This is a genomic window from Mycobacterium sp. DBP42, assembly GCF_005924235.1.
Taxonomy (GTDB): Bacteria; Actinomycetota; Actinomycetes; order Mycobacteriales; family Mycobacteriaceae; genus Mycobacterium; species Mycobacterium syngnathidarum.
The window spans coordinates 1-22,747 of the sequence record NZ_VCMY01000014.1 but is presented as its reverse complement, the minus strand read 5'-3'; the positions used below and the strand labels follow the sequence as shown (position 1 = coordinate 22,747).

Below are 22,747 nucleotides of genomic sequence, written 5' to 3'. Positions count from 1 at the left end.
GAGGCGCCCTCAGGCGCTGAGCGCGGACGACTCGGCCTCCGGGCCGAACCAGCGTTCCAGAGCCGCCCGGAGCCCTTCGCCATCGAATTCGTCTGCCGCCCAGGCGACATAGCCGTCGGGGAGGATAAGCATAGCGGCGGCGGGCCGACCTGCTGCGGTCGTCACCGTCACGTCGACGCGGTCACGCCAGCCGTCGACGATCTCGGCGTAAGCCCCGCCCGAGAGGTCGAGCAACATCGGCCGGCCCGTGCGCAACAGCTCGGCAATACGGCGGCCGTCGTCCAGCACGAAATCGGGAATGAAGTATCCGGACAGCCGGTGCCCGCTGTCGACCGAGTACCGGACATCGGAGCCGGCCAGCACGCCGGCGATGTGCGTCGAGCCGTCCGGTGTGGCCAGAAGTTCACCGAAAAGCGTTCGCAGCGCCGTGACTTCGGGGCCGGCGGCCATCAGGGCAGCCTGGGCCATGGAGTGCATCATCACCCGCTGCCCGGCCGGCCAGCGCTCGCTGTGGTAGCTGTCCAGCAGGCCGTCTGGCGCCCAGCCCTGCACAGTCGCGGCCAGTTTCCAGCCCAGGTTCATCGCATCCTGCAGGCCCAGGTTCAGGCCCGGCCCGCCCATGGCCGAATGCACGTGGGCCGCATCGCCGACCAGGAACACGTTGCCCGCACGGTACCGTTCGGCCTGGCGGGTGTTCTGGCCGTTGATACGCCGTAACGCGTGCGGCCCCGGCCCGGCCGGGGGCTCGATCGGCAGGTCGGCGCCGACCACTCGCCTCACGCTCGCGCGCAACTCGTCGATCATCAGCTCCGGCGCGTCGTCGGGAAGAACGGAACCGTACTCGATGGTTCCGAGCATGGACCGTCCCTCCTGGAATTCCGCATAGATGAGCACTCCGTCATCAAACCGATTGTGCCCGAATGGGATATGTCCGACGCCGGGGATTTCGATGCACCCGGGCGCGGTCCGCAGTTCCCTGGGCAGGCTGACGTGTGCCACCCGTGCGACGACGTCGGTGGTGAGTCCGGGAAACTCGATGCCGGCCTTCTTCCGCACCGGACTGCGGCCACCGTCGGCGCCGACGAGGTAGGTGGCCGGCAACCGGTAGGCCCCCTCGGGCGCCGAGACGTGCAGGACGACGCCTTCTGGTCCCTGTTCGAAGTCGATGAGTTCGTGTCCCCAACGGATTTCAGCCCCCAGGCCTTGCACCCAGTCCACCAGCTCACGCACCACCTGGGGCTGCTGGATCAGCATGCCGTACATGGGATTGTCGACAACATCGACGAACGGCACCTGCATTCCGGCGAAGATGTAACCGGCCATGGGTTCCGGCGCCGCGCCGGTACCACTGAGCTCGCCGTACAGACCCCGGAGATCGAGCACTCGGTTGGCCTGTCCGACAATGCCATTGGCCTTGAGTTCCGCGCTGGGCTCAGGCAGTTGCTCGAGCACCACCGGCCGCACCCCGGCCAGCGCCAGCTCCCCCGCCACCAACAGGCCGTTGGGGCCGGCACCGGAGATGACGACGTCTACCCTGTTCTCGTTCATGAGTTCCTTCCTGGTTCAGGCAGGCCTGCGGCTACTGCCGCAAATCCTTGGCGCAGCAGTGCCGTGAAAGACACTGGCGGATCGGAGATCCCGTACTCGTCCATCGCTACATCGCCGACCGCGCGCACCACGGCGGCCACCAGCCGGGGATACATGTCGCATTCGGGGTCGGTGCCGGTCCGCTCGGCGATCGCCGCCACCCACTCGTCGACCATCCCCCGGAAGGTGGCATCGCGAATTTCCGGGATCATCAGCAATTTTCGGACCTCGGCCAGCTGCTGGCGAGTCGGCAGCGCGTTCTCCACACCGTAGACGTCGGACATGTCGGCGTCCACCGGATTGACCACCGATTCGGTGATGGCGGTCCACAGCGGTTCGTCGGCCGGGCGCGAGCGGAACAGGTCGATGCTGCGGCGCAGGCGCTCCTGCTGCCGGTACGCCAAGGCGTCGTACTTGCCGGAGAAGTAGTTGGTGAAGGTGCGCAGCGAGACGCCAGCCAGATTGGCGATGTCTTCGCGGGTGACGTTCTCCAGCCCGCGCTCGAACGCCAGTGTCAGCGCCGCATCGCTGAGCGCCCGTCGCGTGTCGAGCTTCTTGCGCTCTCGCAGTCCCGGTGCCATGCCACCACGGTAGCCAATTATTGCCCACTGAGCAATATTGCCCACTGGGCATTTATCTAACGGCGCGTCTACGACAACTCCGCCGACACCTGGGCTGTGCCGAAAGGCCAGTTATGACACGGGTTTTCCCAATTCATGGGCAACAACTGGCCACTCGGCGAGGAACTACGAAGTGCCCAGCGGGTCGATGGTCCAGGCGATGTAGAGCACCGCAGCACTCACCGTCGCCGTGGTCGCGAAGTCGATGGTGCGCGAGCGCACTACCAGAAGGCCTGCCCGGTCATCGGTCAGCGCGAGTCGCAGCGCCGCTGCCGCGCCCACCCCGATGCCGATGACCAGCGCGCCGCGCCGCCAATAGCCCGCCACCACCAAGGCGAAGGCCGCGACAAAGATCAGCCCGACCACCAGGATCGGCCACTGCCCGGCAACCACCTTGCGGACGAACTCCTTTGCTGTCACGCCAGTTTCGACTCTTCGAGCTCGACGACATTGGTCAGCAAGAATGCGCGCGTCAGCGGACCCACCCCGCCCGGGTTGGGTGATACATGCCCGGCCACCTCCCAGACGTCCGGCGCGACGTCACCGGTGAGCTTGCCGTCCACCCGGCTCACGCCGACATCGACGACGGCCGCGCCCGGCTTGACCATGTCCGCGGTGACCATGTGCGGTACGCCGACCGCAGCGATGATGATGTCGGCCTGGCGGGTCAACGCCGGCAGATCGCGGGTTCCGGTGTGGCACAGCGTCACGGTGGCGTTCTCCGAACGTCGGGTGAGCAGCAGGCCCATCGGCCGACCGACGGTGACGCCGCGGCCGATCACCACGACATGCGCCCCGGCGATCGGCACCTCGAACCGTCGCAGCAGGTGCACGATGCCGCGGGGGGTGCAGGGCAGCGGCGCGTCCTTGCCCAGCACCAGCCGGCCGAGGTTGGTCGGGTGCAGGCCGTCGGCGTCCTTGTCCGGGTCGATGCGCTCCAGCGCGGCGTTCTCGTCCAGGTGCTTGGGCAGCGGCAGCTGCACGATGTATCCCGTGCAGTCCGGGTTGGCGTTGAGCTCGTCGATCGTCTCGTCGAGCTGGGCCTGGGTGATGTCGGCAGGCAGGTCGCGGCGGATCGAGTTGATGCCGACTTTGGCGCAGTCGGCATGCTTGCCGCGCACATAAGCCTGCGATCCTGGGTCGTCACCGACCAGCACCGTCCCGAGGCCCGGCGTCCGGCCGGCTTCGGCCAATTTCGCTACGCGCTGCTTGAGGTCGACGAAGATCTCGTCACGCGTGGCCTTACCGTCCAAAACAATCGCACCCACGGGTGCCATTGTGTCAGGTGGCGTGGCAAGCTCCACCTATGAACACTCAGCCCAATGTGTTCACTGATGTTTTCAGTGAGGCCAAGCTCGGCCCCGTGACGCTGCGTAACCGCATCATCAAGGCCGCCACCTTCGAAGCGTCCACTCCTGACGCGCTGGTCACCGAGGATTTGATCAACTATCACCGGCTGCCCGCAGCCGGTGGGGTCGGCATGACCACCGTCGCCTACTGCGCGGTGGCGCCCGGCGGCCGCACCGATGGCTGGCAGATCTGGATGCGGCCCGAAGCCGTGCCCGGACTGACCAAATTGACCGAGACCATCCACGCCGAGGGTGCGGCCATCAGCGCCCAGATCGGCCACGCCGGGCCAGTGGCCAACTCCCGGACCAACAAGGCCACGGCACTGGCGCCGGTACGGTTCTTCAACCCGCTGTCGATGCGGTTCGCCAAGAAGGCCACGATCGACGACATCCGCGAGGTCACCGAAGCCCACGCCAACGCCGCCCGGCTGGCCATCGACTCGGGCTTCGACGCCGTCGAGGTGCACCTCGGCCACAACTACCTGGCCAGTTCGTTCCTGTCCCCGCTGATCAACCGCCGCACCGATGAGTTCGGCGGATCGCTGGAGAACCGCGCGAAGGTGGCCCGCGGCGTGGTGCGCGCGGTGCGCGACGCCGTCGACAAGCACGGCGACAAGAAGATCGCCGTCATCGCCAAGCTCAACATGAGCGACGGAGTCCGCGGCGGCATCCCGATCGACGAGTCGCTGCAGACCGCGAAGTGGCTCGAGGAGGACGGCGGGCTGGACGCGATCGAGCTCACCGCGGGCAGCTCGCTGGTCAACCCCATGTACCTGTTCCGTGGGGGTGCACCGGTCAAGGAGTTCGCAGCGAACTTCAAACCCCCGATCAGCTGGGGCATCCGGATGAGCGGCAACAAGTTCTTCCGCGAGTATCCGTACCACGAGGCATATCTGATGCGCGACGCCGAGAAGTTCCGCGCCGAGCTGAGCATGCCGATCATCCTTCTGGGTGGCATCACCAACCGCGAGACCATGGACCGGGCGATGGCGGCGGGCTTCGAGTTCGTTGCAATGGGCCGCGCCCTGCTCGCCGAGCCGGACCTGCTCAACCGGATCAAGAACGAGGAATCCAAGGGTTCCACCAAATCGCTGTGCACGCACTGCAACATGTGTATGCCGACGATCTACAGCCATACCCACTGCGTGGTGACGGGAGCCCCGGACTCACTCGTGAGGTAATAGCTCCATGGTTGGCAACGATCCCAGCGACACCATGGTTACCTACCGCTATGTGCGGGTCGGTCTGGTCGCGCTGGTGGTGTTCCTGTTGACCTCGCTGGCGTTGACGTGGGCGCACACCTGCCCGCAGGGCTCGATCAGTGCGTTCTTCTACACCCGCACCCACGCGGTGTTCCTGGCCTCGCTGTGTGCGATCGGGATCTGCCTGATCGCCTACAAGGGCAGCCGCATCGGTGAAGACGCGTTGCTGAACTATTCCGGGTTCATGGCGTTCATCGTGGCGCTGGTGCCCACCGGCCCCGGTGATCTGTGCCGACCATGGCTTCCCACCGTCACCGACCCGTTCGGCGGCGTCGCCAACAACGTCGCCGCGCTGTTCGTGGCCGTCGCCGTCGGCACCGGGACCTATCTGGCGCTGAGTCACTGGCGGCGACCGCATGAGCCCCCCGTGGCCTCTGAGCCGTCCTGCTCCGAGGCCGCCACACCGTGGAAGACCATCGCCACGACGCTGATTCGCACCGAAAAGTGGCTTCCGGCAGGGTTGTTGGCCATCTCCGTCGCCGGGGCACCGCTGATGCTGTGGGGCTGGTTCGCTCAACACGCACACGTAATCGCCTCGGTGGCAATGTTTCTGGCCATCACGCTCGTGGCGGTCTACCACGCGTGCTACGCCAGGGCAGCTGTGCGCCGGCACCTGGCGCGGTTCTACGCCACGATCGCCGGGCTCATGCTCATCACCATCGCGGCCGGCGTCGTACTGCTGATCCTCGGCTGGCACTTCGGCGTGATCACCGTCGAACTCATCCTCATCGTGCTGTTCGCCGTGTTCTGGGCAGTGCAGACCTGGGACGTCTGGGACGCCCAGGACCGCTACCCGAAAGAAGCGGTGCCCGCACTGGCCAACACGCCCGCCTAAGCGGTGTACCCGTCGATCTGCAGCGTCTGCCCGTCGCGCCGCAGCACCAGGACCGCACCCGGCACCGGAACGAAACCCTCCACCGACTCCGCGGGCACCGCCGCGGTCTGAGCGCAGGTCTTCGCGTCGAAGGTACGCAGCGACCCCTGATCTGAGTTGTCCGCCAGCACGAAGCTGTTCGCGAACGACAGATACGCCAGGCCCGAACCGTGCCCCGCAAGACGGGTCTGGGTACCGCGAACACCTTGGACGCCAGCGCATCTCTGCTTACCGTCGGGACCGAACAACATGAGTTGGCGGCCGCCGTCACGGCCCGAGAACAGGAAGTTGTCACTGGGCCCGAGGGAAGGTTCGCCGGTGCCCCGCTCCGGAAGCGGGGTCACGCTCTTGTCCACCACGTTGACGTAGGAGATCCCCGAAGGTGCGCCGGCCCCACCGAACTGAATGAAGATGCCCACCGCATTCGCCGCAGTGGCCACCGCGCCCGCGTCGGCCTGACCTTTGAACACCTCGTGGTCCCAAACGGTTTCGCCGTTGTCGGGGTTGAGTGCGACCACCCGGATCGCATTGCCCTGCTCGGACGGACATTGCACCACCGACACCAGCCACGCGCGGGTGTCCACCGCGCGGGCCGGGAAGACGCAATCGGCGTGGGGTGCGGGCACCGTCCACTTCGGGGCACCGGTGCGGGTGTCGAAGCGCACCCAAGCCCGGTCGTCGCGGTACACCAAGAACGGCGCCTCCAGGTTGTAGCCGGGCACTTCGGCCAGCGCATACATCATCTGATCGTCGGCGCCTGCCCACAGCCGCTCGCCGGTGGTGGCATCGAGACCCACCAGACCCTTGTCGACGACGGCCACCACCGTGGCGCCGTTGTCGAACACCCGCATGCCGTTGACCGCCACCCCGCCGGGCCCGGTGCGCACAAAGTGCCAGCGTTCCTTGCCGTCGACGCCGTAGGCGGTAATGCGATGATCGCCGTACACCGCGAAACCGGCTCCGGCAGCAGCGATTTGGCGAGTGGGCTCGTGCCTGTCCCCCTCGAACGCGTCGGGCACAGACACCGTGAACGTGCGCTTCCCCAACGTGTCGGGCACCGCAGGCACATCGGTAGCTGCTGCCGTCGACGCATCGAGGAAACGTGTGTCGTCACCGGCACGAAAGGCGCCCACGGTCACCACCGCGGCAACCACGACTGCGATCGCTGCACCGAGCGCCAGCAACTTCACGGCACCGCGATCCAGCACAGGGAAGGCCCGGGCCGCCAGGAAAGTCGCCGCGGCACCCGCCAGGCCCAACCACCAGGCCGCCATCCCGGCCGGCAGCGCCGCGGTGACCGGCGCGTTGTCCATCGCCGTCCGGTAGAACGCCGGGATTCCCTGGGAGACGTAGGCGATGACCAGCAGCGCCGCCACACCCGCCGCTCCGGCCGGGGTGGCCGCCAGATCCCGGCCCGTGTGGCCGCGCCAGACGCTGTAGGCCATCGCCGCGAGCAGCACCACCGCGACGACCACCACGATCAGCGCCATACGGCCCGGGAGGGCGTCGCCCCACCGGTGCAGCCCGGAGACGTACCAGGCGCTTTCGCCGGCGCTGTGCTGCGCGCCGAGCCGCGCCCAGGCCGCCAGCACCGCCGCCCACACCAGCCACACCACTGCCGCCCCAGCCAGCATCGTGCCGAGCGACCGCAGCACGCCGAGCACCCGGCCTGCCGTCTTCCGCGCCTCTTCAGAACCCATGGGTGCCATCGTCACACGCGGCGACACCTCCGCAACGGCCCAGCCCCGGTGAGAACAACCGATAGAGTTGAGCGCGATGAGCCCTGCGCTGACTGTTCGTTTCGACGGGTCGACCCGTACCTTTGCCCCGGGCAACGATGTCGTCATCGGCCGAGACCTTCGTGCCGACGTCCGCATTGCCCACCCGCTGATCTCGCGTGCGCACCTGGTGCTGCGCTTCGACCAAGGCCGTTGGGTCGCGATCGACAACGGCAGCCTCAACGGCATGTATGCCAACGGCCGTCGGGTGCCCACGATCGACATCCACGACGGCCAGGTCGTCAACATCGGTAACCCCGACGGGCCCCAGTTGACCTTCGAGGTGGGGCGACACCAGGGTTCGGTCGGCCGGACACCGACCGCTGCGGTGCCCGTCGGCAACCGTCCCAGCGGCGCCTGGCCTACCCAGGCGGCCGCTCCCGGCCGTCAGCACTACGGTCAGCCGCCCGCACCTGCCCGCCCCGGATACTCGTCCGGTCCGCAGCCGCGCTACCCCACCGCGCCGGCCGGATATCCCAGCGGCCCACAGGGCGGCTACCCGAGCGGCCCACAAACCGGTTACCCGAGCGGCCCGCAGCCGGGCCACCCCAGCGGGCCGCAGTCCTATCAGTCGCAGCCGGTCCGCAACTCGAACCCGGCCGCGGCACCGACGGCGATGGGCCCGGCGGCCGGCTCGGCTCGCGGCAGCAGTGAAGCCGGCGGCAACATCGCGACCAGCATGATGAAGATCCTGCGGCCAGGGCGCACCACCACGGCGCCGGCAGGTTCGGTGAAGATCGGCCGCGCGACCGACAACGACATCGTCATTCCCGACGTGCTGGCCTCGCGACATCACGCGACGTTGATCCCGATGACCGGCGGCACCGAAATCCGTGATGAGCGCAGCATCAACGGCACGTTCGTCAACGGCGCGCGGGTGGATTCCGCCGTCCTGCACGACGGCGACGTGGTCACCATCGGCAATGTCGACCTGGTGTTCACCGGGGGCACCCTGGTGCGCCGCAGTGAAACCGAGGCCGACACCCGCACCGGCGGTCTCGAGGTACGCGGCCTGACGTGGACCATCGAGGGCAACAAGACCCTGCTCGACAACATCTCCATCGATGCCCGGCCCGGCACCCTCACCGCGGTGATCGGCCCGTCGGGTGCGGGCAAGTCGACATTCGCCAAACAGGTCGCCGGCTACACACATCCGACGACCGGCTCGGTCACCTTCGAGGGTCACGACGTCCACGCCGAATACGCCTCGCTGCGTTCCCGGATCGGCATGGTCCCCCAAGACGACGTGGTGCACGGCCAGCTCACGGTCCGGCAGGCCCTGATGTACGCAGCTGAGCTGCGACTGCCGCCGGACACCACCAAGGAAGACCGCGAGCAGGTCGTCATGCAGGTGCTCGAAGAGCTTGAGATGACCAAGCACCTCGACACTCGCGTCGACAAGCTGTCCGGCGGGCAGCGCAAGCGCGCCTCGGTCGCACTCGAACTGCTTACCGGCCCGTCACTGCTGATCCTCGACGAGCCCACCTCCGGCCTGGACCCAGCACTCGACCGCCAGGTGATGACGATGCTGCGCCAGCTGGCCGACGCCGGCCGCGTGGTGCTCGTCGTCACGCACTCGCTGACCTACCTCGACGTGTGCGATCAGGTGCTGCTGCTGGCCCCCGGCGGTAAGACCGCGTTCTGTGGCCCGCCCGATCAGATCGGTCCCGAGCTCGGCACGACCAACTGGGCCGACATCTTCAGCACCGTGGCAGGTGATCCGGCCGAGGCCAACCGCAAGTATCTGGCCCGTACCGGTCCGGCACCGGCGGCCGCGGCGTCGTCGGCACAGCCGGGCGATCTGGGTGAGCCCGCCAAGACCAGCCTGTTCCGGCAGCTGTCCACGATCGCCCGCCGACAAGTTCGGCTGATCGTGTCCGACCGGGGCTACACCGCGTTCCTGCTGATGCTGCCGTTCATCATGGGTGTGCTGTCGCTGTCGGTGCCCGGTGATGTCGGGTTCGGTCTGCCGGTGCCGGCCGTCCAAGGCGGCGAGGCGCCCAACGAAGCAGGGCAGATCCTGGTGATGCTCAACGTCGGTGCGATCTTCATGGGCACCGCGCTGACCATCCGGGCGCTGATCGGCGAGCAGGCGATCTTCCGTCGCGAGCAGGCGGTCGGCCTGTCGACGACGGCCTACCTGCTGGCCAAGATCGCGGTTTTCGCCGTGTTCGCCGTGCTCCAATCCGCCATCGTCACGGTGATCACGATCCTGGGGAAGGGCTGGGGTCCGGGCTCTGTCGACAGCGGGGCCTTCGTCAGCGGCCGCAACCTGGAGCTGTTCATCGACATCTCCATGACATGTGTGGCCTCCGCGATGGTGGGCCTGGCGCTGTCGGCACTGGCCCGCTCTGCCGAACAGATCATGCCTCTGCTGGTTGTGACCGTGATGAGCCAGCTGGTGTTCTCCGGCGGGATGATCCCGGTGACCGACCGCGTGGTGCTCGATCAGTTGTCGTGGATCACCCCGGCCCGCTGGGGCTTCGCGGCGTCGGCGTCGACCATCGACCTGACCCGCCTGGTGCCGCCACCGCTGCTGCCCGCCGATTCGCACTGGAAGCACACCCCGACCGTGTGGCTGATCAACATCGGCATCCTGCTGTTGCTCTGCATCGTCTACACCGGGTTCGTGCGCTGGCGCATCCGCCTCAAGGCCGGCTGAGTTCTACCCGTTCGTTGTCAGGCCCTTGTCACGCCAGAGTGACGCTCGGGCTCGGGCGCCACTCTGACGTGACAAGACAGATTTGGATGCCACGCCAGCGTGACGCTCGACGCCGACGGGCCGGCTGGCGTGACAAAGCGGGCGCCGGAAGGCCGGCCGGTTGGGCCCCGGCTAGCCGCCGTGGACGTCGAGACCGTGTGCCGCGGAGTACGCCAGCGCCTGGGCGATGTCGATCTTGGCGCCGCGCAGCTTCGCGGTGGTCCAGAAAGTGGGGTCGACGCGGGCACCACGCAGATCGGCCTCGTCGAGCTTGGCGTCCTGCACCCGCGCACCGGTCAGGTCCGCCTGCCGTAGCACCGCCTTGCGCAGGTCCACACCGACTAGACTGGCCTCCCGCAGGCGGCAGTCCGACAGGTCGACGTTGCGCAGATCGCAACCACCGAGCACGGCCAGGGTCAGATCCGATTCCACGATCTTGATCGGCCGGAGCCGGCACTCGCTGAACACCGAACCGAGCAGGCTGCAGTTGGTGAAGGTGCTGTGCCAGAGGGTGGCGCGCCGGAACGTGCAGTTGCGGAACGCAGAGCCGAAATGCTCCGACTCAGACATGTCAACGCCGCTGAAATCGCACTCGGTGAACACCACCCGCTCAGTTCGCAACCGGCTCAGATCTTCGTCGCGGAAGTCGTGGCCGGTGAATTCCCGGTCCGCCCAGGCGGTTTCGTCAGCTGCCACGCCTCAGCCGGGCAACGCCGACATCGTCGTCAACGAGTACTCGGTGACCGCGATCAGGGCAGCCTTGGCCGAGTTGCGGTCACGGGCGTCCACGGCGACCACCGGGATGTGCTCGGGCAGTGCCAGCGCCTTGCGGACTGCCTGGGTGGGATGCTTTGGCGCGTCGTCGAACTCGTTCACCGCGACGATGAACGGCAGCTTGCGGGCCTCGAAGAAGTCGACCGCGGCGAAGCTGTCCTGCAGGCGTCGCACATCGACGAGGATGATGGCACCGATCGCGCCGCGCACCAGGTCGTCCCACATGAACCAGAACCGGCGCTGCCCGGGCGTGCCGAACAGGTAGAGCACCAGATCCTCGTCCAGCGTGATCCTGCCGAAATCCATCGCGACCGTGGTGGTGCGCTTGTCCGGGGTTCCGTCCAGGGCGTCGACACCTTCAGACACGTTGGTGACCAACGCTTCTGTCCGCAGCGGCATGATCTCGGAGACCGCGCCGACGAATGTCGTCTTCCCTGCCCCGAACCCGCCAGAGATGACGATCTTCGTCGAGGCTGCCCCACGTCGGGGGGCGCCACCGGCGGAGGCCGAGCGGGGTTCAGAGTGCTCGTAGGCCACGCAGGGTCCTTCCAATCAATTCGCGGCGTTCGTCGAAGCTAGCCGAATCATCAAGGGTGGCTTCCACCCGTAGATAACCCTGCGTCACCAAGTCCCCGATCAGCACGCGCGCCACGCCGAGCGGGAGAGATAAATGAGCGGCAATCTCGGCAACCGAAGGGCTGCCGGTGCACAACTCTACGATCTGTGCGCGCACATCGTGCCCAGTCCAGCGCGGTTCACGTGTCGTGTCGGTTTTTTGCACCGGCGCTTCCAGCGGAAGGTGCACGCGCGAGTCCGTGCGGCCGGCCGTCAGCGTGTACGGCCGCACCAGACTCGGACGGTCAGTGTTTTCCGGTTCGTCCACAGGCACCTCGCGAAGGGCAGAAGGGGGCGGGGACTCAGGACGGTTGCGGCGTGCGGCGCGAAGACTGCACCACCGCGCCGACCCGCTCGACCAGAATCGCCATCTCGTAGCCGACCTGGCCGATGTCACACGACGGGGTGGTCAGCGTGGCCAGGTTGGAGCCGTCTCCCACCCGCATCAGCAGCAGGTAGCCGTTCTCCATTTCGACCACCGACTGCATCACGTGGCCGCCGTTGAACAACTGGGACGCTCCGGTGGCGAGGCTGGCCAGTCCGGAGGAGACCGCGGCGAGCTGGTCGGCGCGTTCGACCGGCATGTGTTCGCTGGCGGCCATCAGCAGTCCGTCGGCCGAAACCAGCACCGCATGGGACACCCCGGAAACCTCGCGGGCGAACTTGGACACGAGCCAGTCCAGGGAGTCGCGCTGCGTCGGACGGGTCATTCGTTATCGGTTCCTCTGGTCTCACGGGCATGCGACCGGCCGGCGTGCACGCCTCCGAAAAGGTTGCTGGTGCTCGTACGGACAGCCTCGGGATCGCGCGGTTTGAACGCCGCGAACATGCCGCTGTCAGGTTCGTCTGCCGATGCTACCGTCTCGATGCTGTCGTCGTTACGGTGTACTCCACCGTTGCGGTGACGGCCGTTGGACTCGCCGGCAGCGCCGACGGCAGCGGCGACGCCGCCCGGCACCAGGCGGGCGCCCGGGGTACGCATGGGCAGGCCTTCCTCGGTGCGCTGGTCGACGGGCGCGTCCTGCGCGGCCGCGGCCACCGACCAGCCCTTCTCCCAGACCGTCTGCCAATCCAGGTCGGCGCTGCCCACGTGGGTGGTCGGGTCGATCTCGAATTCGGAGACCATCGACTGATAGATGGAGTCGCCCTGGGCCTCGGGGCTTTCGACCTGGGCCGCGGGTTCGACGTGCTCCTCGGGTGCGGGCTCGGCTGGTTGAGCCGCACCGTTGAGACCGCTGAGACCGCTGACTCCGTTCAGACCGCTGTGGCCGTTGACGCCGTTGCGGCCGTCGTGGTCGTCTGCGCCGTTGAGGCCGTTGACGCCGTAGGCGGCGGCCTGGCCGCGCGAGGCGAAGAACGACGACGTGTTGGTGGGTGTTTGACGTCCAGCCTCGGTGTCGTCCACTTCGTCGGTGTCGTCCACTTCGTCGGCCGGCGGGCCGGCCGCACCCGCGCCCTCACCCTTGACTTCGCCCTTGGCCAGCGCCGCACTCTCTTCGGTATGCACGGGCCATTGCTGTGGCCATTCGCTGACCGATTCGTCCTCAGGTTCCTGGGCCGGCACTTCCGCCGCCGGCTCCGGTTCCGGTTGCGGGGCGAGGGTGCCCGGCAGCTCCGAGATTCCGCTGGCCCCGGGACTGCGCTGCGGCAGCAGGTCGAACGGCATCTCCGCGCCGTTCAGGTGGGCCTCAGCCGTTTCCGAGTCCAACGCCGACGCATCGGCCGGGTCGGCGTCCAACGACAGCGCCGTCGAGATCCCGGCATGGGCGTCGACGGGCCTGCCGTAAGGCAGCTCGTCGATCGGGTCGGCCCCGTCGCGGGCCAGCAGTGCCGCCGGGATGTACACCCCTGCCGTGGTACCCGAACTCGGTTCTTCGGCCACGGTGCTGCGTAGCCGCACCACCAGGCCGTGCTGGGTGGCCAGGCGCCCGACCACGAACAGACCCATGTGACGCGCGGTGTAGGGGTTGACCTCACCGCCGGACTGCAGTCGGGTGTTGGCGACCCGCAGATCGGCCTCGGTCATGCCCAGGCCGACGTCGCTGACCTCGATCACCAACGCGCCCTTGGCGGCATGCACGGCCGAGACCCGCACCTGCGAGATCGGCGGCGAATAGCGCAGCGCATTGTCGAGCAGTTCGGCCAGCAGGTGGATCAGGTCACCGGCCGCCGCACCGACGATCTCGACGTCGGCCACCGACGCGGTGACGACGCGGGTGTAGTCCTCCACTTCCGAGGCAGCGGCGTTGATCACCGTCGCCAGCGGCACCGGACGGCTGTGCTCACGCGCGAGTTTGGAACCGGACAGCACCAACAGGTTCGCGCCGTTGCGGCGCATGCGGGCAGCCAGATGGTCGAGCCGGAACAGGCTCTCCAGGCGTTCTGGATCGTCCTCGTTGCGTTCGAGCTGATCGATGAGCGACAACTGCTGGTCGACCAGGGAACGGCTGCGCCGCGACAACGTCTCGAACATGTCGGCGACCTGCAGCTGCAGCTGGGCCTGTTCCCCGGCGAGGAACACCGCCTGCTCGTGCAGTTCGTCGACGGCATGGGCCACCTGACCGACCTCTTCGGTGGTCTGCACAGGGATCGGGTTGACCGGCACCAACTCGCCGCCGGCGCGAACCCGCTCGATCTCCTTGGCCAGGTCCTGGTGGGCCACTTTGAGCGCGCTGTCACGCAGGGTGCGCAGCGGGCGCACCAGCGATCGGGCCACCAACAACACGATGACCATGGCGCTGACGATCGCGGTCGCCACCAGGATGGCGTCGCGGATGGCGTCGTTGCGGGCATCGGCGGCCTGTGCCTCCACGGCCGCCGGGATGGACGTCGTGGTGTCCTCGATGATCTGCTCGGCGATCTTGTTGGTCGCGTCCAGCGAGGCCAACATGTCCGGGTTCCCGACGAGCGGGATGCCGGGGTTGGACATCATCGCCATGCGCTTGACCATCTCGGCGCGCAGTGTGGCCGCCTCCTCGGAGCCGCCCCCGAGCACCTTCGTCAGCGCCGCGACCGTGGACGGCTCGGTGCCGGCCATCGTGATCATCGAGGTGCGCAGCAACGGCTCCGGCTCGTCGCCGCCGCGGTTGACCAGCATCCGCTGGATCGCCATCTGCCCACGGGCGCCCACCGCGCGAGCCAGTGCCTCCACCCGGGCCTGGACCGCCTGTTGATTGCTGTGCACCGAACCGGTGATGGCGGCTTCGCCGGTCAGCAGCAGCGGACCGTACTCGAGGATGCGCTGCCGCAGGTCGATCGAATTGGACATCACGGCATCGACGAGTTGCTGGCCTTTCCCGAGCAGGCCGGTCACCGCCTGATCCACGTCTTCCGGCAGATCGGTGGCATCCACCCGCTGCTTCAAGTCGGATTTGCGCTCGTCGAACGTCGACATGGCCGACTGCCCGTCGCCGCCTTCGGTGGCTGCGATCAGCACGCCCTCCATCGCCGCCATATAGCCGTCGATGTCGGGGATCAGTTCGGCGCGGTCGGCCGCCAACCGCAGGTCTCCGGCAGCGCTGGCACTGGCATAGATGCGCAAGCCACCGAATGTCGCCGCCAGGATCAACGGCACGACGACGATGGCAAGGACTTTCCTCGTGACCGGCCAGTTGGCCGGTGACCAGCGCGAGGGGCGCTTGGCCGGAGCCGATGGAGCTGGGGAGAATTCGACGAGGGTGCCGTCAGCCTGTTTCAGCTGCGTAAAGGCAGTCATCGGCGCCCAACCGCACTACCGGCTGCGTGGCCGCAATTCACTCGTGGGGCGTGATTCATAAGACTTCCTGCTGTTTCCGCCCACGCGGGGGCGGGCGTCAAACGCCTTGGCAATTGCACGAGTATGACAGTCTCCCGCGAGCGTTTCCACAATTCTTACTGAACAGACAGAGTTCGTGACCGAGCTGTAGCGCAGTTGTGTGGTAATCGAGCAAACAGCGCCGACCTTGCCGAATCGCGTACCGATTTCCGCGCCGCATTCCGGGTAGCCGATTTCGCCCGCATTTGCATCCCGATTCGCCCCGCGGCCGGCCTTCGTACGATCATCGTCGGATGTTCCGGGTGTTGTTCTTTTCTCCGCGCATCGCACCCAACACCGGCAATGCGATCAGGATGGTGGCGGGCACCGGATGCGAGCTGCACCTGGTCGAGCCGTTGGGCTTCGACCTGTCCGAGCCCAAGCTGCGCCGGGCCGGCCTCGACTACCACGACCTGGCATCGGTGACCGTGCACGCCGATCTGGCCGCCGCGTGGCGGGCATTGCTGCCGGCCCGGGTCTACGCGTTCACCGCGCATGCGTCGACCTCGTTCGCCGATATCGCCTATGAGCCGGGAGACGTTTTGATGTTCGGCCCGGAACCCACCGGCCTGGACGCACACACTCTGGCCGACCCGAATATCACCGAGCAGGTGCGTATTCCGATGCTCGACGGCAGACGGTCATTGAATCTGTCGAATGCGGCGGCAGTCGCCGCCTATGAGGCGTGGCGCCAGCACGGGTTCGCCGGCGGCGTCTAGTTACGCCTCGGGCGTGGGCCGCCCCGCGACCCACGCCCGAATCTCACAGAGAGTTCATACACCGGCTTCACAATTGCATCGGGTGCACCAGAGGCCCCAGAGCGCCCGACTCACCAACTGTCCCAGTGTGAGAACTGCTCGGCCGGAAGGCGCTTGGCCTTCTTGAAGTCGGTGCCCACGGTGTAGGCGATCGGGAACAGACCCGCCTGGGCGTACCGCTCGAACGGGATCCCCAGCAGCTCGGCGGCCTGCTTCTCTCCGTCACCGAGCAGGTGCAGCGTCGTCCAGGCCGACCCCAGGCCCCGTGACCGCAGTGCCAGCATGAAGCTCCACACCGCGGGCAGCAGCGAGCCCCAGAAGGACGCGCTCATCCCGGCTGGCGCACCGTCGGGCCGGCCCTCAAGGCACGGCACCATCAGCACCGGCGCCTTCTCGAAGTTGTCGGCCAGGTACTTGGCCGAGCTCATCACCGCGCCGATCTGCTCATCACGGATGTCACCGCGCTCCGGCTTCGGTAGGTCGAGGTACGGGTTGGCGTTGGCCCGGTAGATGTCGGCCAACGCCTTCTTCTTTGCCACATCCTCCACGAAAACCCATTGCCAGCCTTGTGCATTCGACCCGGTGGGGGCCTGTAGCGCCAGGTCGAGACATTGCATGACCACGTCCCGGGGCACCGGTTTCTCGAAGTCGAGCCGTTTGCGCACCGATCGGGTGGTGGTCAGGAGTTCATCGACGGTCAGGTTCAGGGTGGATTCGGCTGTCATGCCGCGAGACTACCGCGCCGCCAAAACAGCGAAGCTCCCCAGCAGTTTGCTGGGGAGCTTCAATCATCGTGCGCCGCAGTGAAACTCAGCTAACCGATGAAAGTTGCACACCGACGCCGTCGAGGCGCCGGCGCACGGGCCGATCAGCCGGCGTTCTCCGAGACCACCATGGGCTCCCAGCCGCTGACCTGCGACTCGTCGGACGACGCGTAGTCGATCGGGTTGGGCACAGCGTGAATACCGTGATCGTCGCCGGGCAACCCGCCGAGCGCGGCAATGGTGTCCCGAATCTTCTGCGCCTCGGCCTCGGTCGGGGTTGCGCCCGCCTCGAGCTCGTCGAGCAGGCCGTCAGGCAGGCCGGCACCGTTAGCCACTTCCTGCGCCGACAGCTTGGCGTGGACGCGCGTGACGTAGATCTGCTGCCCCAGAGAGGATCCCGGCGCCGCGGCGGCGTGCGCCATCAGCGAGTCGTACCGCTGACGGACTCCGCTGAGCGCCACGATGACCGAGGGTGAAGGGCGGTCGCTGCTGGCTGCCTCGGTCAGGGAAGCGCGCAGCTTCCGCAGCCCGGACAGGACAACGTCGGCGCGTTTGTGGAACTTCTTGTCCTCGGGGAACGGCAGTGCGTCGATGGCGGCCGAGTACATGTGCATCGCCGCTTCCGACAGACTGACGATGACCGCCGAATCACCTTCCAGCGTGGCTTTTTGTCCCATGAGGCCTCAATTCTCCAGCGAGTGCAATAGATACATGGTGAACGGCCGGCTGCTCGGCCTGGGTGGTCGATTCGCCGCCGCTCGCGGTTGAACTCGGGATGACACTAGCGGTTTCGACGCCGCGCGTCATCGCTAGGGGCACTTGAAGAATGACGAAAAACAAGGTATGCGAATGCGGATGCCACCGGCCGGTAGCACCCGCTGCCGAGGATGGCCTTACTCTGAACGCCGCACGGTGGCAGGCTTGGCCGACGGGAGGTCGACATGGCCGGACTAACTGAATCGACAAGGGTCGCTGAGCCAGGGGGTGCCCCGTTGGATTACAGCGAGATCGGCGAGACGACCGAGCCCATGCGGGTGGCCGCAGTGGATCAAGTCCGGGCCCCCGACGCCACGCCGATCGACACCAAGGCCGGCATCACCAAGGTCAGCATCGGCTGGTTGGTGTGCGCCGGTCTGGGCGCCCTGGCCATCGTCGGATACCTGGTGTTCGGTCCGGGCGAGTCGGGAAGCAAGGCCGAGTGGTTCTTCGGCGCCGTCGTCTTCGTCGTCGTGATGGTGACGATGTGGCTCATCCTCACGCTCCAGCGTCAGGCCAAGTACGACATCGCCCAAGCCGACGAACGGCTACGCCGTGAGCTCGCGGCCGCCGACGAACGCTCCGCCCTCGAGATCGCCCTGAACCAGAAATGGCATCGGGCCCAGATGGAATCCCAGCAGAGACTGCACCATGCCGAGCTGGCGGCTCAGCAGGAACTGGCCCGTATCGAGCGCAACAACCTGCTCGAACAACTGCAGAAGCAGGCCATGATCGAGGTCTCGCGGGCGGTCGGCGCACACACCCGGATGCTCGCAACGCTGTGGACCGAAGCTGCGACGCAATTGCGCAACCCGGACCGTGACGAGCGGGAAACCGCGATGAACGCGCTCTTCGAGCAGATCAGCCAGGTCGTGAACGACGTTTCGGTCGAGCTGGACAATGCCCACCTGCTCAACCAAGACGAGCGCCTGCAGGATGCGCTGAACCGCGTCAACGACGCGGTTCTGATGGCGATCCAGGTCGCCGAGGATGTGCACTCCGACGTGGTCGAGGGACGCACCCCGGAAACCAACCCCATCCCGGCGGTCCAGCGGCTGCTACAAGAGCGGGCCACTGCCGCGCGGCGGCTGGCATGGTCGTTGCTGCGGAGCGGGCTTGAGAACGGCACCAGTGCGAGCCCGCCGGAGCTGCCGAAGGCGGAGCCGAGCGCCGACGCGGAGCACTGAACCCGGCCTCAGCGCTCAACGGAAATCGCGCGACCGGGACCCCACCCTCAGCTCGACCCGGCTCATCCGGTCGGCGATCACCGTGACCGCGCCGCTGGCGTTCTGCACGATTCCGCGGACCACCAGGGCCGGCGCCGTCTGCGCCAGCTTGCGGTAGCGCGCCCACACCCCCGGTGCACACAGCACGTTCACCATCCCGGTCTCGTCTTCCAGGTTCATGAACGTCACCCCCTGCGCGGTCGCCGGACGCTGCCGGTGAGTTACCGCCCCGGCAACCAGGATCCGAGTCCCGTCGACGACATCCAGCAACTTGTCGGCCGGAATCACGCCTATCGCATCGAGGTCGGCACGCAGGTACTGGGTGGGATAGCTGTCCGGTGAGATACCGGTGGCCCACACGTCGGCGGCCGACAGCTCCAGCGCGCTCATGCCCGGCAATGCCGGGACGTGGGAGGAAGAGCCCACTCCCGGTAACCGGTCCGGCCGCTGAGTAGCCGCCGCACCTGCGGCCCACAGCGCCTCACGCCGGCTGATCCCGAAACACCCCAGCGCCCCGGCGGTGGCCAGCGCCTCGGTCTGCGGCACCGACAGCTGCACCCGGTTGGTCAGGTCGATCAGGGTGGTGAACGGCCCGTGGGCATTTCGTTCATCGACCAGACGCCCCGCCAACTCGTCACCGATGTGCCGCACGCTGCCTAACCCCAGCCGTACGTCCATACCGGCGTTCTCCAACGTCGCGTAGGCCAGGCTGGCGTTGACATCAGGGCCGTGTACCACCACCCCGTGTCGGCGCGCGTCGGCCACCAGTGACTGCGGGGAATAGAACCCCATCGGCTGGGCCCGCAGCAGTGCCGCGCAGAACGCCGCCGGATGGTGCAGCTTGAACCATGACGAATAGAAGACCAGCGACGCGAAGCTCAGCGAATGACTTTCCGGGAAACCGAAATTGGCGAATGCCTCCAGCTTCTCGTAGATCCGCTCGGCCACCTCGCCGGTGATGCCGTGGAGGTCTCGCATGCCGTCGTAGAACCGGGCACGCAACCGGCGCATCTTCTCGGTGGAGCGTTTGGAACCCATCGCCCGGCGCAACTGGTCGGCCTCGGCCGGGGTGAAACCCGCACAGTCGACTGCCAATTGCATGAGCTGTTCCTGGAACAGTGGCACCCCAAGGGTTTTCTTCAGCGCCGGCTCCATCGAGGGATGGTCGTAGGTCACTTCCTCCAGACCGTTGCGCCGCTTGATGAAGGGGTGTACCGAGCCGCCCTGGATCGGCCCCGGCCGGATCAGCGCCACCTCCACCACGAGGTCGTAGAACTTCCGCGGTTTCAACCGGGGCAGGGTGGCCATCTGTGCGCGGGATTCCACCTGGAACACCCCGACCGAGTCGGCCTTCTGCAGCATTTCGTAGACCGCTGGTTCGGACAGGTCCAGCTTGGCCAGGTCTACATCGATGCCTTTGTGCTCGGCCAGCAGGTCGATGGCGTAGTGCAACGCCGAGAGCATCCCGAGGCCAAGCAGGTCGAACTTCACCAAACCGATTGCCGCACAGTCATCTTTGTCCCACTGCAGCACGCTGCGGTTGGCCATGCGGGCCCACTCCACCGGGCACACGTCGGCGATCGGACGGTCACAGATCACCATGCCTCCCGAGTGGATGCCGAGGTGCCGCGGCAGGTTGGCGATCTGGGTGGCCAACTCGATCACCGGCCGCGGGATGTCCTCGGCCTCCGGCGAGTCCGGACGTCCGTTCCACCGGCTGAGCTGCTTGCTCCAGGCGTCCTGCTGCCCCTGGGAGAATCCCAGGGCCCGGGCCATGTCACGGACTGCGCTGCGGCCGCGATAGGTGATGACGTTGGCGACTTGCGCGGCGTAGTCACGGCCGTAACGCTCGTAGACATACTGAATGACGTTCTCACGCAAGTCCGATTCGATGTCGATATCGATGTCGGGCGGGCCGTCACGGGCCGGGGACAGGAACCGTTCGAACAACAGCTCGTTGGCGATCGGATCGACGTTGGTGACCTTCAGCGCATAGCAGACCGCCGAGTTGGCCGCCGATCCCCTGCCCTGACACAGGATGTCGTTGTCCCGGCAGAACCGGGTGATGTCGTGCACCACAAGGAAGTAGCCGGGAAACTTCAACTGCTCGATGATGCGCAGTTCGTGTTCGATCTGCGCATAGGCCTTCTCGGCGTTGCCGACCGGGCCGTACCGCTCGGCCGCACCCGTCATGACCAGATGCCGCAACCAACTGTCTTCGGTTTCGCCGGACGGTACATCTGGGTACGGGGGCAGCTGCGGGGCGATGAGCGCCAACCCGAAGGCACACTGCTCACCGAGATCTGCTGCAGCCGTCACGATCTCGGTACCGAACAACCGGGCCATCTCCTCCCCCGAGCGCAGGTGAGACCCGCCGAGCGGGGCCAGCCAGCCAGCCGCGGTATCCATCGAGTTCCGGGCCCGGATCGCGGCCATCGCCATGGCCAGCCTGCCCCGTTCAGGCACCGCGACGTGCGCACCTGTGGTGGCCACCACCGGTAGCCCGAACCGCCGGGCCAGCCCGGCCAGGGCGGCGTTGCGTTCGTCGTCACACGGATGACCGTGACGGGTGAGTTCGACGCTAACCCGGCCCGCCCCGAAGCGATCCACCAGATCGGCCAGTGCGACGGCAGCCGCTTCCGGACCGCCTTTCGAGAGCGCTTGGCGGACATGACCTTTACGACATCCGGTGAGGATGTGCCAGTGCCCACCGGCAGCCTCGGCGAGGCCGTCGAAGTCGTAACGGGGCTTACCTTTCTCGCCACCGGCCAGGTGCGCCTTGGCGATCTCACGGGACAACCGCCGGTACCCCTCCGGCCCGCGGGCCAGCACCAGCAGATGCGGGCCAGGTGGATCGGGATCTTCGGTGCGCGAAATGTTGCCGAGCGACAATTCGGCACCGAACACCGTGGCCACGTCCAGCTCCCGAGCCGCCTCGGCGAACCGGACCACGCCGTAGAGGCCGTCGTGATCGGTCAGCGCGATCGCCCGCAGGTTCAACCGGGCCGCCTCCTCGACCAACTCCTCCGGCGTACTGGCGCCGTCGAGGAAGCTGTAGGCGCTGTGCGCATGTAGCTCGGCATAGCGGACGGACGTCCGCGGCCGGTCAAGTTCCGGCGGCTGATAGCTACCGCGTTTACGCGACCAGGCCGGGCTGTCCCCACCGTCGCCGACGGGTTCCAACGGCAGCCCGGAACGACGCGGTTTACCGGTAAGTACCCGCTCCATCTCCGACCAGCTCGGCGGCCCGTTATGCCAACCCACCACGCCAGCATATCGAACATTTGTGCTACTCCTCATGTTCTTGTGGGTAGTTGAGGGTTCAGGCCGCCGAGGCAGAGGTAGATCATTGAGGTCAGTGCTTTGGCGGAGTGGTGTCCGTAGCCGCGTGCGTTGATGAGGCGGATTTTGGCGTTGATGCCTTCGATGAGGGCGTTGCTGATGCCGAGTTTGATGGTGTTGATGATGCCGTCGAAGTGCAGGTCGAGCCGGCGTGCCAGTTGAATGAGAGGGCGGATGCCGCTGTCGGTGGCGCGGCGGATCCAGCGTCGTAGATACCGTGATGCTCGTGCGGGGTGTGTTATTCGAAAGAGTTGTCGTAGTTGCTCTTTCATTCGCCAGGCGGTGCCAATGTCGTGGTTCTGTGTGGTGATGGTTTCAACGAGGTGACCGCGGGCGGGGTTGAGTCGCTCGGCGCCGGTTCGTAACGCGGTGCGGGCTTTTCGCCATTGTCCTGAGGACAATGTGAAGTCTGCGCGGCTAGCCCGGATTTTTCACGGAATGTTGCGTGTGGGGTGTGTAGGTAAGCGAAAGTGCCTGTCCTGCAAGGGATAATTGGACTTCTCTAGGGTTCAATCGTCCTGACGGGAAGGCACTTCGCGGGTGAAGAA

The 22,747-nt window shown here is 66.9% G+C and carries 19 protein-coding genes; 5 read left to right on the top strand and 14 right to left on the bottom strand.

Features of this window, described 5'->3' with window-relative positions; translation table 11 throughout:
* Window positions 1-9: 9 nt before the first annotated feature.
* From E0T84_RS15095 to E0T84_RS15080, 4 genes are all read right to left on the bottom strand, one after another.
* Window positions 10-1,548, bottom strand: coding sequence for an FAD-dependent monooxygenase (locus tag E0T84_RS15095; protein ID WP_138744810.1), 1,539 nt, complete (start codon window positions 1,546-1,548; stop codon window positions 10-12).
* Window positions 1,545-2,168 carry a TetR/AcrR family transcriptional regulator gene (locus tag E0T84_RS15090; protein ID WP_138744809.1) on the bottom strand — a complete coding sequence of 208 codons (624 nt, stop codon included), beginning with the start codon at window positions 2,166-2,168 and terminating at the stop codon, window positions 1,545-1,547. The genes E0T84_RS15095 and E0T84_RS15090 overlap by 4 nt, the downstream gene beginning before the upstream one ends.
* Before the next feature lie 165 nt (window positions 2,169-2,333).
* Window positions 2,334-2,627 (bottom strand): DUF3017 domain-containing protein, encoded by a 294-nt coding sequence (locus E0T84_RS15085; protein ID WP_070187350.1) that lies wholly within the window; start codon window positions 2,625-2,627, stop codon window positions 2,334-2,336.
* Window positions 2,624-3,475, bottom strand: a complete 852-nt coding sequence (locus E0T84_RS15080; RefSeq protein WP_075910292.1) for a bifunctional methylenetetrahydrofolate dehydrogenase/methenyltetrahydrofolate cyclohydrolase — start codon at window positions 3,473-3,475, stop codon at window positions 2,624-2,626. The genes E0T84_RS15085 and E0T84_RS15080 overlap by 4 nt, the downstream gene beginning before the upstream one ends.
* A gap of 38 nt (window positions 3,476-3,513) precedes the next feature.
* Here E0T84_RS15080 and E0T84_RS15075 point away from each other — a divergent pair, with 38 nt between their 5' ends.
* Together E0T84_RS15075 and E0T84_RS15070 are read left to right on the top strand one after the other, a co-directional pair.
* Window positions 3,514-4,737, top strand: coding sequence for an NADH:flavin oxidoreductase (locus E0T84_RS15075; RefSeq protein ID WP_138744808.1), 1,224 nt, complete (start codon window positions 3,514-3,516; stop codon window positions 4,735-4,737).
* A gap of 7 nt (window positions 4,738-4,744) precedes the next feature.
* On the top strand, window positions 4,745-5,653 hold the full coding sequence (locus tag E0T84_RS15070) for a diphosphate--fructose-6-phosphate 1-phosphotransferase (RefSeq protein WP_138744807.1): 909 nt from the start codon (window positions 4,745-4,747) through the stop codon (window positions 5,651-5,653).
* Here the strand turns inward: E0T84_RS15070 and E0T84_RS15065 are convergent.
* The gene (locus tag E0T84_RS15065) at window positions 5,650-7,392 is read right to left on the bottom strand and encodes a PQQ-binding-like beta-propeller repeat protein (protein ID WP_138744806.1); all 1,743 of its coding nucleotides are present in this window, start codon (window positions 7,390-7,392) and stop codon (window positions 5,650-5,652) included. The genes E0T84_RS15070 and E0T84_RS15065 overlap by 4 nt on opposite strands.
* Window positions 7,393-7,468: 76 nt before the next feature.
* Between E0T84_RS15065 and E0T84_RS15060 the strand changes: the two genes are divergently transcribed.
* Window positions 7,469-10,132 (top strand): FHA domain-containing protein, encoded by a 2,664-nt coding sequence (locus tag E0T84_RS15060; RefSeq protein WP_171055040.1) that lies wholly within the window; start codon window positions 7,469-7,471, stop codon window positions 10,130-10,132.
* A 171-nt stretch (window positions 10,133-10,303) separates the two neighbouring features.
* Here the strand turns inward: E0T84_RS15060 and E0T84_RS15055 are convergent, their stop codons facing one another.
* Genes E0T84_RS15055 through E0T84_RS15035 form a run of 5 tightly spaced genes read right to left on the bottom strand, consistent with a single transcriptional unit; the run spans window position 10,304 to window position 15,275 of the window.
* Window positions 10,304-10,867: a pentapeptide repeat-containing protein gene (locus E0T84_RS15055; RefSeq protein WP_070945980.1), complete on the bottom strand. Its 564-nt coding sequence runs from the start codon at window positions 10,865-10,867 to the stop codon at window positions 10,304-10,306.
* A 3-nt stretch (window positions 10,868-10,870) separates the two neighbouring features.
* The gene (locus tag E0T84_RS15050; protein ID WP_070945979.1) at window positions 10,871-11,482 is read right to left on the bottom strand and encodes an ATP/GTP-binding protein; all 612 of its coding nucleotides are present in this window, start codon (window positions 11,480-11,482) and stop codon (window positions 10,871-10,873) included.
* Window positions 11,463-11,828: a DUF742 domain-containing protein gene (locus tag E0T84_RS15045; protein ID WP_070946031.1), complete on the bottom strand. Its 366-nt coding sequence runs from the start codon at window positions 11,826-11,828 to the stop codon at window positions 11,463-11,465. Before E0T84_RS15045 ends, E0T84_RS15050 begins: the two co-directional genes overlap by 20 nt.
* A gap of 34 nt (window positions 11,829-11,862) precedes the next feature.
* A complete protein-coding gene (locus E0T84_RS15040; protein ID WP_070187356.1) occupies window positions 11,863-12,270 on the bottom strand; it encodes a roadblock/LC7 domain-containing protein in 408 nt (135 codons plus the stop codon).
* Window positions 12,267-15,275, bottom strand: a complete 3,009-nt coding sequence (locus tag E0T84_RS15035; protein WP_138744804.1) for a sensor histidine kinase — start codon at window positions 15,273-15,275, stop codon at window positions 12,267-12,269. The genes E0T84_RS15040 and E0T84_RS15035 overlap by 4 nt, the downstream gene beginning before the upstream one ends.
* Before the next feature lie 332 nt (window positions 15,276-15,607).
* Here E0T84_RS15035 and E0T84_RS15030 point away from each other — a divergent pair, with 332 nt between their 5' ends.
* Complete coding sequence (locus tag E0T84_RS15030; protein WP_070187358.1) at window positions 15,608-16,072, top strand: tRNA (cytidine(34)-2'-O)-methyltransferase; 465 nt, start codon at window positions 15,608-15,610, stop codon at window positions 16,070-16,072.
* Window positions 16,073-16,182: 110 nt separating this feature from the next.
* Here E0T84_RS15030 and E0T84_RS15025 read toward each other — a convergent pair whose 3' ends face one another.
* Both E0T84_RS15025 and E0T84_RS15020 read right to left on the bottom strand, forming a co-directional pair.
* Window positions 16,183-16,836 (bottom strand): nitroreductase family protein, encoded by a 654-nt coding sequence (locus E0T84_RS15025; protein ID WP_070187359.1) that lies wholly within the window; start codon window positions 16,834-16,836, stop codon window positions 16,183-16,185.
* A 143-nt stretch (window positions 16,837-16,979) separates the two neighbouring features.
* Window positions 16,980-17,552 (bottom strand): forkhead-associated protein, encoded by a 573-nt coding sequence (locus E0T84_RS15020; RefSeq protein ID WP_070187360.1) that lies wholly within the window; start codon window positions 17,550-17,552, stop codon window positions 16,980-16,982.
* Between the two features lie 264 nt (window positions 17,553-17,816).
* Here E0T84_RS15020 and E0T84_RS15015 point away from each other — a divergent pair, with 264 nt between their 5' ends.
* On the top strand, window positions 17,817-18,818 hold the full coding sequence (locus E0T84_RS15015; RefSeq protein ID WP_249383646.1) for a hypothetical protein: 1,002 nt from the start codon (window positions 17,817-17,819) through the stop codon (window positions 18,816-18,818).
* A 15-nt stretch (window positions 18,819-18,833) separates the two neighbouring features.
* Here the strand turns inward: E0T84_RS15015 and E0T84_RS15010 are convergent, their stop codons facing one another.
* Window positions 18,834-22,121, bottom strand: a complete 3,288-nt coding sequence (locus E0T84_RS15010; protein WP_138744803.1) for an error-prone DNA polymerase — start codon at window positions 22,119-22,121, stop codon at window positions 18,834-18,836.
* Between the two features lie 32 nt (window positions 22,122-22,153).
* Window positions 22,154-22,600: a transposase gene (locus E0T84_RS15005; protein WP_249383645.1), complete on the bottom strand. Its 447-nt coding sequence runs from the start codon at window positions 22,598-22,600 to the stop codon at window positions 22,154-22,156.
* Between the last annotated feature and the right edge of the window lie 147 nt (window positions 22,601-22,747).